Source organism: Chitinophaga sp. (assembly GCF_039596455.1).
Taxonomy (GTDB): Bacteria; Bacteroidota; Bacteroidia; order Chitinophagales; family Chitinophagaceae; genus Chitinophaga.
Genome location: NZ_JBCNJR010000007.1, coordinates 92,317 through 108,208, shown reverse-complemented (window position 1 = coordinate 108,208; position 15,892 = coordinate 92,317). Strand labels below are relative to the sequence as shown.

The window sequence follows — 15,892 nt, the reverse complement described above, 5'->3', positions numbered from 1 at the left end:
ATGAGCCGAAAACCTGTAAAAACAAGTAGGCAACCATATTTAAATCAGCGTTATATCCACGAGTCATGAAAATTCAACCAGATTGGCCTTGTCATCAGCCTGTTTCAATCACTTAACAATTGTTTAAAGGTAACTTAACCTTGAAAGGAATGCAATCCTTTGCATTTCTTCCCATCTTGCGGGCGCATTTCTGATTCTCGAGACTGGAACGGCGTCTACTATCTGACAGTGCAGCAAACTGCCCTGAACGGATTTTCTATTTCCGGCTTTTAACAGTGTTCATCTATAAAATCTATTTCGTCATGCTTACACAACAATCATTCAAGATCTGGCTATGGCTGCTGGTGCTCCTTCCTGCGGCGGCTATGGCCCAGCAACCCAACGCCACGCTAAGCGGCGTTGTAACCGGTACCGGCGGAGAGCTGCTGCCGGGTGTTTCCGTAGAAGTAAAAACGGCAGACGGTCAGCGCAAGGGCGCCGCCAGCGATGTAAAAGGCGTTTTCACCGTTCCGGGCCTGCCTGTGGGCGCACCGGTAACTGTTACATTTTCTTTCATTGGTTATGAAACGTACGTATTGAACAACCAGGTTTTGAAAGCCGGCAACAACCATTTGAAAATAGAATTAAAAGAAGGCAACCAGAAACTGAACGAACTGGTAGTAGTGGGTTACGGTACGCAACGTAAGGTGAACCTCACCGGCGCCGTGAGCCAGGTAGACGCCAAAGTGCTTGAAAGCCGCCCCGTAGCCAACGTTACACAAGCCCTCCAGGGCGCTGTACCCGGCCTGAACATCAACTTCACTGATGGCCGTCCGGGGTCTAACGGGCGCTTCAACATCCGCGGCAACAACCCGCTCAGCTCCGGCGCCAGCCCGCTGGTGCTGATAGACGGGGTACCCGGCTCCATGAACAATGTGAACCCGCGGGATATTGAGACCGTGACCATCCTCAAAGACGCGGCCGCTTCCGCCATCTATGGCGCCCGCGCCGCCTTCGGCGTGATACTGGTTACTACCAAAGCCGCCAAGAACGGTAAGCTGACGGTCAACTATGGCAACAACTTTTCTTCTTCCAGGTCAACCGTGAGCACTGACTTCATGACGGACGGGTATACCGCGGCCATGATGAACGACGAAGCGTTCCGCGTATCTACCGGGAATACCTATACCCGCTATACGCCGGAAGACTATGAAGAACTGAAGAAACGCCAGACCGATAAATCGCTCCCCTCCGTGGTGATAGACAACCGGAACGGCAGGGACCAGTACGTTTATTATGGCAATACAGACTGGTGGAGAGAAATGTTCTTTGACGCGCAACCCGCCATGGAACACAATCTCAGCGTTACCGGCGGAACGGACAAGGTAGACTTCATGCTGTCCGGCCGCATGTACCACCGGAAGGGGATGATGCGCATCAACCGGGACGAATACAATTCCTATAACCTGCGCACCAAGCTGACGGTACGCGCCAACAAATGGCTCACGTTCACCAACAACACGCAGTTCAGCATTGCCAAGTATACTTACCCGGGCTGGGGCGTTAACAACAACTTCGTGTCTATCACCGTACACGCCCTCCCCTCTTACGTACCGCGCAACCCTGATGGTACTGCCACCTACATTACGGCATTGAACAACTACCAGATAGGTGACGGTATTTATGCAGACCTGCTGTACGGCAAATCAAGAGGCATTGAGCGCTGGAACGAGCTGATGAGCACCTGGGGCGCCACCATCAAGGTGAACGACAACATCAACCTCTACGCCAACTACACCTTCACCCTCAACCCGGCCAGGGACAACGATGCGGCTACCACCACCACCATCCGCCAGGCGGCCGCCCCCTACTCCATCTACCCCGGTGTTATCAGCAAGCTGCCGCGTGCAGACTTTTTGAGAGAGGAGGTGAACAGCGATATGTATCATGTAGCTAACGCCTACGGCGAGTTCATTAAAAGCTATGGCCGCCACAACGTGAAATTCATGATGGGGTACAACCAGGAGCTGAAACAATTCAAACGCATTACATCCGAACGGGGAGACCTGCTGTCTGAAGACCTGATAGACATAGGCCTGGGCTCCGGCAACTACGCCCTCAACGGTGCGCAGAGCGAGTGGGCCCTGCTGGGTTTCTTTGCACGCGCCAACTACGATTACAAAGGCAAATACCTGCTTGAAGTGAACGGCCGGTATGATGGCACCTCCCGGTTCCCGAAAGATCAGCGTTTCGGTTTCTTCCCTTCCGTGTCCGCAGGCTGGAGGGTGAGTGAGGAATCTTTCTTCGAGCCGCTGAAAAACGCCGTAGCCGACCTGAAATTCCGGGCATCTTACGGCTCGCTGGGCAACCAGATCACCAACTCCGCATACCCGTACATCCCGCTGCTGAGCAGGGGAACGCTGGACTGGATAGCAGGGGGCAGGAAACTGGAATACCTTACCGCGCCAAACGCCATTTCTCCCACCCTTACCTGGGAAAAGACCAGCTCTGTTAACCTCGGTGTAGACGCAGCTTTGCTGAAGAGCAAGCTGATCCTCAACTTTGACTATTACATCCGCGATACGAAAGACATGCTGACAAAGGGTAAAACCCTGCCGGCCGTATTCGGTACAGGAGAACCCAGGGAAAACGCGGCAGACCTCCGCACCCGCGGCTTTGAGCTGAACATCAGCTACAACAACCAGTTCGATATAGCCGGCAAACCGTTCATATACAGCGTTGGCGGTAACCTGAGCGATTTCACTTCTGTTATCACCCGGTTTGACAACCCCAGCCAGCTGCTGAACGATTATTATGTTGGCCAGCGTTATGGCGATATGTGGGGTTATTTGACGGACGGCTATTTCAATACCGATGAAGAAGCAGCTGCCTGGTCTGCCAAGGTAGACCAGAAGCTGGTAGGCTCCAACATCGTAAGTGCCAGCGGCGAATGGAACCGCCTCCGCGCAGGAGACCTGAAATTCCAGGACCTTAACGGCGATGGTGTGATCAGCCCGGGCAAAAACACGCTTAAAGATCCGGGAGACCTGGTGAAGCTGGGCAACAACCAGATCCGCTTCCCATATGGCTTTACCGGCAGCGCCAGCTGGAACGGGTTTGACCTTTCCTTCTTCTTCCAGGGCATAGGCCGCAAAAACTGGTACCCCGGCGCTAATGCAGACAAATTCTGGGGCCCGTACAGCCGCCCTTACTATTCATTTGTACCTGAAAATTTCATGGACAAGATCTGGAGCCCGGAAAAAGGCCAGTCAAGCTACTTCCCGCGCCTGCGCGGTTACATTGCCCTCAACGGCAATAACCCGCTCACCAATACGAACGACAGGTATATGCAAGACCTCGCATACCTCCGCCTGAAAAACCTCACCATCGGTTATTCCCTGCCAGACCACCTGCTGAGGCGCCTGCGGCTGAGCCGCTGCCGTTTCTATGTAAGCGGAGACAACCTTGCAACCTGGACGAAGCTGGAAACGAAATACATAGATCCGGAACAAGCCGCCGCGGATGCTAACGGACGTGTATATCCGTTCGCGAAAACCTATTCTGCCGGCCTTGACCTGTCATTCTAACCAATAAACGAACTGAAATGAAAAAGTACTTATCCATACTCATACTTGCGGGCGGCAGCATGTTTGCCGGCTGCAGCAAATTCATGGACAGGCAGCCATTGTCTGACATTGCGCCTGACCAGTTCTTCAAGAACGAAAAAGAACTGAGCACGTACCTCAATTCTCTCTACAGCGCCTTCCCGTCTGCTGAAGGCATTTACAATGAGGATATTGACAATATTGTAAAAACTTCCCTGGGAGATAACCTCACCGGCAGGCGTACCGTACCGGTAACGGGCGGTAACTGGACATGGACGGAGCTGCGGAAGATCAATTTCTTCCTTGACAATTACAACCGGGTAATGCCGGAGCAACAGGCAGAGAAATATGCAGCAGTAGCCAAGTTCTTCCGTGCCTATTTTTACTTTGACAAGGTACAGCGCTTTGGCGGCGTGCCCTGGTACAGCTCCACCATTCTACAAGGAGATCAGGACGCGCTTACCAAAGCCCGTGATAGCCGCGCACTGGTGGTAGATTCCATTCTTGCAGACATTGACTATGCTATTGCAAAAATGGACGGCGCCGCTACCAGCACGGATGCCGTAACCAAATTCACCGCCCTTGCGCTCAAGAGCCGCATCTGCCTGTTTGAGGGCACCTTCCGGAAGTACCATCCTGAAATGGAGCTGCCCGGTTGGCAAAGCTTCCTGCAAAAGTCTGTGGAGGCTTCCGAAGCGCTGATAAACAGCAACAAGTACAAGATATACACGTCCACGCCGGAGAAGGCGTACCTGGAGCTGTTTGCTTCCATAGCGCCCATCAAGGACGAAATCATACTGGCCAAAACATTCAGCAATGAATTACAGGTATGGCATAACGTGAACTACTATACGATCACATCGTCTTACGGAAAACCCGGACTGGAAAAACAGCTGGTGAACAGCTACCTGATGAAAGACGGCTCCCGCTTCACAGACATTCCCCGGTATGATACCATCACCTTCTACGCGGAAACCCAGAACCGCGACCCGCGGCTTTCCCAGACCATCCGCACGCCCGGCTACTCCCGCATTGGCACAACGGCCAGGCTGGCGCCTGATTTTGGCGCAAGCGTGACGGGCTACCAGCTGATCAAGTTCGTAACAGACCTTTCGTTCGATTCATTCAACCGCTCTATCAACTCCATGCCTGTTTTCAGGTACGCGGAAGTGCTGTTGAACTATGCGGAAGCAAAAGCCGAACTGGGCTCGCTTACCCAGGCAGACATCGATAAATCTATCAAGCTGCTCCGCGGCAGGGTGGGCATGCCGAATTTGGATATGGCCGCGGCCAATGCCAATCCGGACCAATACCTGGCAGACCAGTACACTACAGTTACCGGCGCCAACAAGGGCGTGATCCTGGAAATACGCAGAGAAAGGAGGATTGAGCTGGTAATGGAAAGCTACCGCTGGTGGGACCTGATGCGCTGGAAAGAAGGCAAGCTGCTCACCCGCCAGTTCAAAGGCATGTACTTCCCCGGCATCGGGCAATACGACCTTGACCGTGACGGCAAAACCGATGTGCACATCTACGAAGGCGCCAAACCCGACCCTGCTGTAAAAGGCGTGCAGTACTTCAAACTGGGCACTGAAATGGACCTGGAAAACGGTGCGGCCGGCGGCAACGTTATCATCAACCGCAACATTACCAAAACATTCAATGAGGAACGCGACTACCTGCAGCCCATTCCCATCCAGGAACTGCAGCTGAACAGCAACCTTACCCAGAATCCCAAATGGGATAACTGATCGTAAAAGCTTTCGCTTTTGCCTATAAAAAAACGGGCGCCCCATTAACCGGGCGCCCGTTTTAACGTGATAACACACCGTTATTTCACCCTCACCGGGTCTGCCGGTTTGGGCACGGGTTTGAAGCTCTTCGTTTTCAACTCTTCCAGCAATACCTGCACACCTTTCTCCAGCTGCGGGTCACGGCCTGCAATCACATCTGCGGGCGTTTGCTCCACATCAATGTCTGCATGCGTGCCTTCATTCTCAATGATCCAGTTACCTTTGGTATCGTAGATGCCAAAGCTGGGCGAGGTTACATAGCCGCCGTCCATCAGGCTGGGATAACCACTGATGCCCACCAGTATGCCCATGGTACGTTTACCGATGAGCTTGCCCAGCTTTTTCTGCTGGAACATCCAGGGCATCATGTCTCCGCCGGAGCCGGCGTACTCATTGATCAACATGGCTTTAGGGCCATAAATGCCGTTACCGGGCGTGGTGAAGCTGCGGCCGTTCCTTACGCCCCAGAAGCTCAGCACCTCCCTGCTCAGCACGTCTATTACATAGTCTGCAACAGACCCGCCGCCGTTAAAGCGTTCATCAAGCAGCAGGGCCTGTTTGTCTGTTTGCGCGTAATAATAGCGGTTGAAGGAGGTATACCCTTCCTGGCCGGTGTTGAGCATGTACACGTAGGCTATTTTGCCATTGCTCAGCTGGTCTACTTTCATACGGTTGCCCTCAATCCAGTCTTGCTTGCGCAATTCCATTTCCACACCTGCGTCAACAGGCTGCACCACTATTTCCCGTGCGCCTGATTCGGCAGGCTGGCTGTTCACTTTCAACGTTACCTGCCGGTTGACGGTGTTTTGCAACAGGGCGTGAATGTTCATGTCTGCAGTGAGGGGCCGGCCATTTACAGCCAGAATATAGTCTCCCTCCTTCACATCAAGGCCGGGTACGGCCAGCGGCGCCTTTAACTGCGGGTTCCAGGTCAGGGTGCTGTATATTTTGGCAAGGCGGTAACGGTTCTGGTGAATTTCATAGTCTGCTCCCAACACACCGGTAGACACGCTCGGGCCGGACGGAATGTCTCCCGCGCCCACATAGTTATGCCCTACCACCATTTCACTCATCATTTCATTGAGCAGGTAGTTCAGGTCTGAACGGTTGGCTACATGCGGCAGCAACGCCGCATATTTTTTCCTGTTGGCATCCCAGTCTACACCGTGCATGTTCTTTACATAGAAAAAGTCCTTTTCTATTTTGTACACCTCATCAAATATCTGGTCCCATTCTGCCACCGGGTCTACATATACGCTGACATTGGAAACGTCTATCTTCCCGTCTCCCGCGTTGGGCTTGCGGTCTGCAGGCACTACGCTGTAACCGCCACCGGAAGCCAGCAATATCTTTTTGCCGTCTGCGCTCACAATGTAGCCGCCGGCTTTGGCAAAGGTTTCACTTTTTCGCTCTTTCAGATCGTAGTAGCGCAGCTCACCGTCTGACAGGTAAAACAGCTTGTCTTTCACCGCTCCGCTCAGGAAACGGTAACTGGCCGCAGGCAGCGGCAAGGCAATGGTACGCTGCGCAATACCGTCCAGGTCTATTTTGGTGCCGGCAGGGGCGGCAGGTTTGGCGGTATCCTTTTTCTTTTCGGGCTCTGCCCCTTTTACTGTTTCTTCATCACTTTCCGGCGTGAAGATGGTGGGCGTATTTTTAGCCAGCATTACCGCGTAGATATTGAAAGATGTGTTGCGGCCGTAGGTTTGCATATGCAGCCCGCTGAGAGACATGCCGCTGTTGGTGCTGCCCGGGAAGAACAGGTACTTTCCGTCTGCGCTGAAGGTGGGGTTGCCTACATCTCCCATACCATCTGTAATGCGCGCGCTTTTGCCGGATTCAAGGCTGTAGAGGTACACGGCGTCAAACCCGTTTTCCTGCAGCTTGATGTAGCTGATCCACTTCGAGTCTGGAGACCAGGCAGGCGCAAATACATTGGAACTGCCGGAAGGGATGGAGCCGTTGTTGTTGGTATCGATATGCGTAATTTTTTTCGTCTGCACATCTACGTAATAGAGGTTAAAGTGCGCATCTGCATATACGATCTTCTTGCTGTCTGGCGACCAGCCAAGCCCGAAATAATACACCGTTTTGCCCAGCTCGATCTCTACAGGCGCTTCCATGGCCTTCTGGTCTCGCAATACCAGTTTGTAGTTGCCGTCCTTGTCAGAAAGGTAAGAGATCCACTTGCCATCAGGAGACCAGGCCGGCTCCCGCTCATGAGTACCCGGCGAGTTGGAAATGTTGCGCACATCGCCCTTTTCTTTGGGGATGGAGAAAATTTCTCCCCTGCCCTGTACCAATACCCTTACACCGGTGGGCGACAGGTTCACGCGTTCAAAATTGCGCACATTTTCATAGCGCGGACGTTTGGAAGGAATGTCTGCCCGGATGCTCACTTTAACATCTGTTACCGCGGAGCTGGCCGGGTTCAGCAGGTGCAGCGTGGCGCCCTGTTCAAAGGCAAGCGTTTTGCCGTCGGTGGTCAGCGTTTTCACATCATCATCCTTATACTTCGTTACCTGCGTCACTTGTTTGCTGTCTGTATCATACCGGAAGATGTTCATGGTATGGTTACGGTCACTGAGGAAAAAAACGCTTTTGCCCACCCATACCGGGCGGATATTGTTGGAATTGGCGGCCGGTATTTCCTCTATCTGGTATGTGCTGTTATTGAATATCCAGATTTTGGGCATGTAGCCGCCACGGTAACGTTTAAACGGGCGGTACATGGTGCTGCCTTCGGTAGGGTCCGGGTTCTTGATATAGGCGGTGTATTTACCGTCTGGAGAAACCGCGCCCTGCGTGGCTTCCGGTATTTTAGCGTGAGCTGCCGGCAGACCGCCTTTGGCGTTTACGCTGTACAGCCGGGTGGTCCTTCCCGTAGGAGATTCCGCACCGGAAGCGAACAGGATGTGGTCATTGTCAACCCAGCCGCGCACCAGGTCACGCGCCGGGTGCCAGGTAACCCGCTGAGGGTCTCCTCCTTCAACGGAAACAACGTACACGTCCGTATTCCCGTCATAATTACCGGTGAAGGCAATTCTTTTCCCGTCAGGGGAAAAATAGGGGTCTTGCTCAAACGCGGGGTTCACCGTGAGCCTTACGGGAGAAGAGCCGTCGCGGTTGGCCAGCCAAATGTCTCCCGCATACATGAACGCAATATGTTTCTCACTGACGGCGGGGTTCCTCAAAAGTTTTGTTTCTGACTGGGCCTGTACAGATATAGGGCCGAGGGCGAGGAGGACGCCGGCGGCAAGGCCAATAAATTTATACATCATAAGCGGTTATGGGTTTTGTTGCACTAAAATGGCAATGCTGCAAAATAGGGGAAAACGGGTAATTTGAGGCTGCTAAATGTACCGGCGGCGGGTTTAGCCGTAACCCTCACCCCATTGTCAGCATCATATCCCTGATCACCGCTATGAGTGAAGACGGGTAAATGCCCAGCCACAGCAGCAGCGCCATGAGGCCGGTGAGCGCAAATATCCCGAAGAAAGGCAGAGGTTTCCGCTGCGGGGCTTCCAGGGGCTGGAACATCACCGCTACAATGCGGATATAATAGAACAGACCAATTACGCTGTTGATCACGAGCAACACCAGCAGCAGCCACAGGCCGGCGTCTACGCCGGCGGCTACGATATAGAACTTGCCGATGAAGCCCGCGGTAAGGGGAATGCCTGCCAGGGAAAGCATCATGCCCGTGAAAATAGCGGCCAGCCAGGGTTGCCGCCAGAAAAGACCTTTAAAATCATCCAGGTCCTCCGCATCCCTTACCTTGTCTGAGAGCAGCGCCAACACCCCGAAGGCGCCGATGCTAGTAATCACATACGCCACCAGGTAGAACATAACGGCCTCCTGCCCTGCTTCCTGACCGGCCAGGAAAGCAATGAGAATATACCCCATATGTGCAATGGAAGAATAGGCCAGCAACCGTTTCACATTCTGCTGCAGCAGCGCCAGCCAGTTGCCGGCAAACATGCTGGCCATGGCTATAATGGCAATCACCCACCAGAGTATTGTGTATTCATACCCGTTAATATCCCGGTAGAAACGCATCAGCAGCACCAGCATGCTGCCTTTGGACACGGTGGCAATGTAGGCGGCCACTGGCAGCGGAGAGCCTTCGTAAATATCAGGCGTCCACATATGGAAAGGCACTATGCCCAGCTTGAACCCTACACCTATCAGCATAAGTCCGAAGCCAGCCACCACGGTCACCGGCACAGCGGCAGTGCCGGCCAGGTAACGGCCGATACCGGTGAAATCCATCCGGCCGCTTTCAGCGTATACGAGGGCCATGCCGAACAGCAGGAATGCAGAAGACAGGGCGGCCAGCAGCAGGTACTTGATGCCCGCCTCATCTGACCGCTCGCGGGCACGCAGGTAGGCAATAAGGCCGTACAGGCTGATGCTCATGGTTTCCAGGCCCAGGAACAGGGAAATAAAATGCTGGCTCACTACCAACACAATACCCCCTACCGTGGCCAGCAGCAACAGAATGTAATATTCTTCTTTCCTTTCTTCCCTTTGTTCAAAATAGCTGTAAGACAGGAACAGCACGCTCAGGCCGGCCACCAGTATGAGCCCGGTATTGAACATGGCAAAAGCATCTACCACAAACAGCGGCTCCAGCACATATGGCAGCGGGCCGGGATGCAGGAACAGCGCCAGGAAAGCCAATATGAACGCCAGCACAGTGAAAGCGTGCATAACACGGTGATTCCTTTTTATAGCCACCAGCAGCATGGCTATTACAGCGGCGCCGCTGATGATCAGTAAAGGCAATATGCTTAAAAGGTCGGAGGCAGACATATGCTTTTGCTATTTAGAAGTAAAATGAACGGCCACGGCCGGCGTGGCAGGCTTGGCGGTGTTGATCACGGGCTGCGGGTATACGCCCAGCCAGATGATCACTATCACCAGCGGTATAAACATGAGCACTTCTCGGAGGCTGAGGTCTGGCAGCTTGTATTCCCGCAGCGAAACGCCGAAGAAGACCTTCTGCATAATGCGCAGTGAGTATATGGTAGCTACGACCAGCCCTATGGTGGCGGCCACAGTGATCCATGGCTGCGCCTGCCAGCTGCCGGCGAGTATCAGAAACTCTGCAATAAAGTTACCCAGGCCGGGCAGGCCCAATGAGGCCATTACGAACACCATGGCCACTACGCCCATGCCGGGCAGCGCGGGCCAGAGGCCGCCCATTTTGTCCAGCTCCCGGGTGTGCAACCGGTCATACAGCGAGCCGGCAATCATGAACAGCGCGCCGGTGCTGATGCCGTGCGTGATCATCTGCATTACCACGCCCTGGTAGGCCAGCTCATTGAAAGAGAAGGCGCCCACCAGTACAAAACCCATATGGCTGACGCTGGTATATGCCACCAGGCGCTTGAAGTCTGTCTGCGCATAGGCCAGTTTGCCACCGTACAAGATGCCAATGGCGCCCAGCAGCATAATGTAGGGTGCAAAGAATTGCGAAGCTTCGGGGAAGAGCGGCAATACAAAACGCAGAATGCCATATGCGCCTGTTTTGAGCAACAGGCCGGCCAGTATCACAGAACCTGCTGTGGGAGCTTCCGTATGCGCATCCGGCAGCCAGGTATGGAAAGGAAAGGCGGGCAGTTTTACAATAAATGCAATAAGAAAACCCAGCATCAGCCAGCGGCCTGTTTCCTGCGCCATGGGCGTATTCAGCAGGTCGAAATAATTGAAGGTGAACACCCCGGTGTTCTGACCATGTATAAAATACAGGCCCAGGATGGCCAGCAGCATGAGCAGGCCGCCGGCCTGGGTGAAAATGAAAAACTTCAGGGCGGCGTACAGCCGGTTGCCATGGCCCCAGATACCGATGAGGAAATACATGGGTATCAGCATCACTTCCCAGAAGAAATAGAACAGGAAAAGGTCCATGGTGAGGAATACGCCGGTAATGCCCGCCAGTACGAACAGCAGGTTGAAAAAGAAGAAACCCGTCCGTTCCTTTATTTCGTTCCAGGATACAAGTACAGACAAAGTGCCCAGGAAGAAGGTCAGCACCAGCATCAGCAGGCTCAGCCCGTCCATGGCCAGTGAAAAGCTGATGCCGAAGCGCGGCATCCACGGGCGGATGAAGGTAACATACCAGCCTGCATCTCCACCACCGGCGTCAGCCCAGAAAGCGGCGGCCATGGCCAGTTCAAACACCAGCACCATCAACGCTATCCACCGCGGCAGCTTTTTGTTCCATGCAGCAGACAGCCAGGCTGCAAATGCGCCCAGCACCAGAACGAGAATGAACAAAAAAAGTATCATGCGCAAACGGTTTAAGCGTTAAATAGTGTATTGGCGCCAGATGATAACAGAAAGTATCACCACTGCGCCCATCACAATACCCATAATATACCAGCGCAAAATGCCGCTCTGTGTGGCAGACATCATGCGGTGAAAATACTTTGTAACAGCAGCCAGGCCGGCGTAAAGGCTGTCTACCACATCTTTCCGGTTGATGCGGGCCAGCTGTACAAAAGGCTGCACAAAGAGCAGGTTGTACGCCGCATCAAAGCCCCAGCCATCTTTCAGGAATGTTTTCACTTCTTTGGGGAAAGGAATGGGCAGCACACGCCAGACAATATAGATCCCCGCCAGGCACAGCAGCGCGGCAATACCCTGGGAACCCCATTCCAGCGCCGTGCCGGCATGCGCTGTTACCACGGCAGGCAGTACCGGCTGCAGGAAATCACTGAGCAGGGTAACATGCCCCAGGGTGTGCGGCAATTCTATGAAACCTGCCAGGGTGGAAAATACCGCCAGTATATAGAGCGGCACCATCATGCTCAGGCCCGGGCGGTGATGTACATGTGTTTTCTCCTTGCCGTAAAATACCAGCAGCATCATGCGGGTGGTGTACATAGCAGTAATGAAAGCACCTACTATGGCCACTATCCAGTAACCCGCACCGCCCTGCGCCGAAGCGCCGGCCAGCCAGACAATCTGGTCTTTGCTGTAGAAACCGGCGGTTACAAAGGGAATGGCGGCCAATGACGCGGAACCGATGAGGAATACCCAGAACACGCCGGGCAGGCTCTTGCGGAGGCCGCCCATTTTAAACATGTCCTGCTCATGGTGAAGCGCTACAATGACGGCCCCTGCTCCCAGGAACAACAGGGCTTTGAAGAAGGCATGTGTAATGAAATGGAAGATAGCGGCAGACCAGGCGCCCACGCCAAGGGCCAGGAACATGTACCCAATCTGGCTGATAGTGGAGTATGCCAGCACTCTCTTGATGTCTGTCTGCACAAAGGCACTGCCGCCGGCCAGTATCAGCGTGACCGCGCCCACAATGGCCACGGTGGCCTGTGCGGCCGGGGCCATGGTGAACAGCACGTTGGTACGGGCAATGAGGTATACCCCTGCGGTAACCATGGTAGCGGCGTGTATGAGGGCGCTCACTGGCGTAGGGCCGGCCATGGCGTCTGGCAGCCAGGTTTGCAGCGGCAGCTGGGCTGATTTGCCTACGGCGCCGCCCAGCAATAAAAAGGCAATGGTCACTACCGTGGCGTCACCGGCCGTCCATAGTGTGGGGGCTTTGGCCAGGATGTCTGTCAGCTGCAGGCTGCCGGTATGCTGTACCAGCAGGAAGAGGGCAATGGCCATAGCCGTGTCTCCCACGCGGGTCACAATAAAAGCCTTGCGGGCGGCAGCACCGTTGGCTGGGTCTTTATACCAGAAGCCGATGAGCAGGTAACTACATAGGCCCACGCCTTCCCAGCCAAAGTACAGCAGCAGCAGGTTATCTGCCAGCACCAGCATGAGCATGGCGCCCACAAACAGGTTCATGCAGGCAAAGAAGCGCGCAAAGTCAGGGTCTTCCGCCATGTAGCCGGTGGAATAAATATGTATCAGGAACCCTACAAAGGTGATCACAAAAGTAAATGCGAGCGAGAGCGCATCGAGGTGAAGGGTGATGCCGATGTTGAAGCTGCCTATGCTGAGCCAGTTCCACAACGGCAGGCTGAACTGCTGCAGCCCGCTGTTCATGAATTGCAGGCCGGCCACAATGGTTACCAGGGCTGCAATGCCCACGCTGCCGCAGCCGATCAGTGATACGCCGGTTTTGCCGATCTTCTTTGAGAACAGCACCAGCAGCAGGGCGCCTAAAAAAGGCATGGCGGGAACCAGGTACATCCAGTTCATAAAAAACATGTTTTGTTATCCATTCATTTTACTGGCCTCATCACTGTCAAGCGTTTTGAGCTGGTGATAGAGCTGCAATATCAAAGCCAGGCCCACAGACACTTCTGCAGCGGCCATGGCCAGTATGAACATGAACATCACCTGCCCTTCCGGCTGCCCCCAGCGGGAGGCAGCTACTATAAAGGCCAGGCCCGCAGCGTTCAGCATCACTTCTACAGACACCAGCATGAAAATAACGTTGCGGCGTATGAGCATGCTCACCAGCCCCATGGTGAATAAAATGCCTGCAAGCACCAGGCCTGCTGTAGTTGACGTTATCATTGTGTTGCTCTTTCAAGGAAACGATGGGTGATCTTCTTTTTCTGCCTGCCCAGGTGGTAAGCGCCCACAATACCGGCCATCAGCAGCATGCCGGCCAGCTCCACGGCCAGGATGTACGGCCCGAAGAGGCTTTTGCCTACCGCCTTGGGGTCTACCATCACAATTTCTCCCACCGGCGGCGCAGGCGGCTGCAGAATGAGGTACACCAGCTCTCCCAGCAAAAAGAGGCAGAGCAAAGCCGGCCCTATCCAGACGCGTGGCGTGAGCCAGTGGCGTTCATCTCCGGCAGACTGCTGGCCCAGGTTCAGCATCATCACAAAAAATATCATCAGCACCATGATAGCCCCGGCGTAGATGATCACTTCCAGCGCCGCCATAAAGGGAGCGCCGTAGATGTAAAAGATCACCGCCACGCTCAACAGGGACACTATCAGGTACAGCAGGGCATGCATGATGTTGTACCGGGTAATGACCATGGCGGTAGATAGTACGGCAATTGCTGCGGCTATATAAAATGCGGCTCCCATAACACAAGGTTTTAAGGCAAAAGGCTTTTTATGTTTACCGGCGGTTCTTCCTTAACCGCTTCTCCTTTGTCTTTCCCGCCAATAGACATACCGGCCACCCTGTAATAATTGTACCCCGGGTATTTACCCTGGCTGTTGATGAGCAGCGCATCTTTTTCATACACCAGGTTCTGCCGGTTATACTCCGCCATTTCAAAATCAGGTATCAGCTGAATGGCGTAGGTAGGGCAAGCTTCTTCGCAGAACCCGCAAAAGATGCAGCGGGAGAAATTGATGCGGAAGAAACCGGGGTACCGCCTGCCGTCCGGCGCTTCTGCTGCCTGCAGGGAAATACAGTCTACCGGGCAGGCCGCCGCGCAGAGGTAACAGCCCACGCAGCGTTCGCCGCCGTCGGGATCGCGGGTGAGCACAATGCGGCCGCGCCACCGGGCCGGCAAGGGCGCCGCTTCTTCCGGGTACTGGTAGGTTTCCCGCTTGTGAAAAGCGTGGAGGAATACGAGCCACATGCTTCTGATCAAACTAAACATACGCGGTCATTTTTATTTCAGGCTTAAAACAATAGCCGCCGTCACCATCAGGTTAAGAAGAGACAGCGGGAACAATACCTTCCAGCCGTACTCCATCAATTGATCGTACCGCGGGCGGGGCATGGAGGCGCGCAGCAGGATGAAGAGGCTGATGAACACAAAAGTTTTCAGGACGAACCATACAATGCCGGGCAGAAAATCAGGCCCCAGCCAGCCGCCGAAGTACAGCGTTACCAGCATGGCGGAAATGAGCGTTACGCCCAGGTATTCCCCAATGAAGAACATGCCGAACTTCATGCCAGAGTACTCGGAATGAAAACCGGCTACCAGCTCGCTTTCCGCTTCCGGTATATCGAAGGGCAGGCGGTGCGTTTCAGCTATGCCGGCTATGAGGAAGATGACGAAACCAAGGAACTGCGGTATAATGAACCATATCTTCCGCTGCGCTTCCACTATTTCCCGCAGGTTGAAGCTGCCGCTGAGTATCACCACGCCCATGAGCGCCATGCCCATGAACACTTCATAGCTGATCATCTGGGAAGCGCCGCGCATGGCGCCCAGCAGGGCATATTTGTTGTTGGAGGCCCATCCTCCGAGCACTATACTATATACGCCCAGGGAAGACATGGCCAGGAAAAACAGGAGGCCGATGTTCAGGTCTGCCACCATAATGTTGGGCGCAAAGGGAATAACGGTGAAGCTCATGAGCACGCTGGCCACCACAATGGCCGGTGCAAACACAAACACCACCTTGTCTGCAAAGGGTGGTATCCAGTCTTCCTTGAAAAACAGCTTCAGCGTATCTGCCAGTACAATAAAGAGGCCGAAGGGCCCGGCGCGGTTGGGGCCGTACCTGTCTTGCCAGAGCGCCAGCATCCGTCGTTCCAGCCATATCAGGCCGGCCGCGGTATTGAGCAGCACAAATAAAACGCCTCCTATGATCCACCAGTAATTCATACTACAGT

10 protein-coding genes are annotated in these 15,892 nt (G+C 54.1%); 2 read left to right on the top strand and 8 right to left on the bottom strand.

Annotation, left to right across the window (positions count from 1 at the left end; all coding sequences use genetic code 11):
- Positions 1-302: 302 nt before the first annotated feature.
- Both ABDW36_RS19795 and ABDW36_RS19790 read left to right on the top strand, forming a co-directional pair.
- On the top strand, positions 303-3,566 hold the full coding sequence (locus ABDW36_RS19795; protein WP_343703653.1) for a TonB-dependent receptor: 3,264 nt from the start codon (positions 303-305) through the stop codon (positions 3,564-3,566).
- A gap of 17 nt (positions 3,567-3,583) precedes the next feature.
- Positions 3,584-5,335: a RagB/SusD family nutrient uptake outer membrane protein gene (locus ABDW36_RS19790; protein ID WP_343703652.1), complete on the top strand. Its 1,752-nt coding sequence runs from the start codon at positions 3,584-3,586 to the stop codon at positions 5,333-5,335.
- Between the two features lie 80 nt (positions 5,336-5,415).
- On the opposite strand, the gene ABDW36_RS19785 is transcribed toward ABDW36_RS19790, so the two are convergent.
- From ABDW36_RS19785 to nuoH, 8 genes are all read right to left on the bottom strand, one after another.
- Positions 5,416-8,658: a PDZ domain-containing protein gene (locus tag ABDW36_RS19785; protein WP_343703651.1), complete on the bottom strand. Its 3,243-nt coding sequence runs from the start codon at positions 8,656-8,658 to the stop codon at positions 5,416-5,418.
- 106 nt (positions 8,659-8,764) lie between these two features.
- Positions 8,765-10,192, bottom strand: a complete 1,428-nt coding sequence (locus ABDW36_RS19780; RefSeq protein WP_343703650.1) for an NADH-quinone oxidoreductase subunit N — start codon at positions 10,190-10,192, stop codon at positions 8,765-8,767.
- Positions 10,193-10,201: 9 nt separating this feature from the next.
- Complete coding sequence (gene nuoM, locus ABDW36_RS19775; RefSeq protein ID WP_343703649.1) at positions 10,202-11,671, bottom strand: NADH-quinone oxidoreductase subunit M; 1,470 nt, start codon at positions 11,669-11,671, stop codon at positions 10,202-10,204.
- Positions 11,672-11,689: 18 nt separating this feature from the next.
- A complete protein-coding gene (nuoL, locus tag ABDW36_RS19770) occupies positions 11,690-13,552 on the bottom strand; it encodes an NADH-quinone oxidoreductase subunit L (RefSeq protein WP_343703648.1) in 1,863 nt (620 codons plus the stop codon).
- A 15-nt stretch (positions 13,553-13,567) separates the two neighbouring features.
- A complete protein-coding gene (gene nuoK, locus ABDW36_RS19765) occupies positions 13,568-13,873 on the bottom strand; it encodes an NADH-quinone oxidoreductase subunit NuoK (protein ID WP_343703647.1) in 306 nt (101 codons plus the stop codon).
- Positions 13,870-14,400 (bottom strand): NADH-quinone oxidoreductase subunit J, encoded by a 531-nt coding sequence (gene nuoJ, locus ABDW36_RS19760; RefSeq protein ID WP_343703646.1) that lies wholly within the window; start codon positions 14,398-14,400, stop codon positions 13,870-13,872. Before nuoJ ends, nuoK begins: the two co-directional genes overlap by 4 nt.
- Positions 14,401-14,411: 11 nt before the next feature.
- The gene (nuoI, locus tag ABDW36_RS19755) at positions 14,412-14,927 is read right to left on the bottom strand and encodes an NADH-quinone oxidoreductase subunit NuoI (RefSeq protein WP_343703645.1); all 516 of its coding nucleotides are present in this window, start codon (positions 14,925-14,927) and stop codon (positions 14,412-14,414) included.
- Positions 14,928-14,939: 12 nt separating this feature from the next.
- Positions 14,940-15,884 carry an NADH-quinone oxidoreductase subunit NuoH gene (gene nuoH, locus ABDW36_RS19750; RefSeq protein ID WP_343703644.1) on the bottom strand — a complete coding sequence of 315 codons (945 nt, stop codon included), beginning with the start codon at positions 15,882-15,884 and terminating at the stop codon, positions 14,940-14,942.
- Positions 15,885-15,892: the final 8 nt, after the last annotated feature.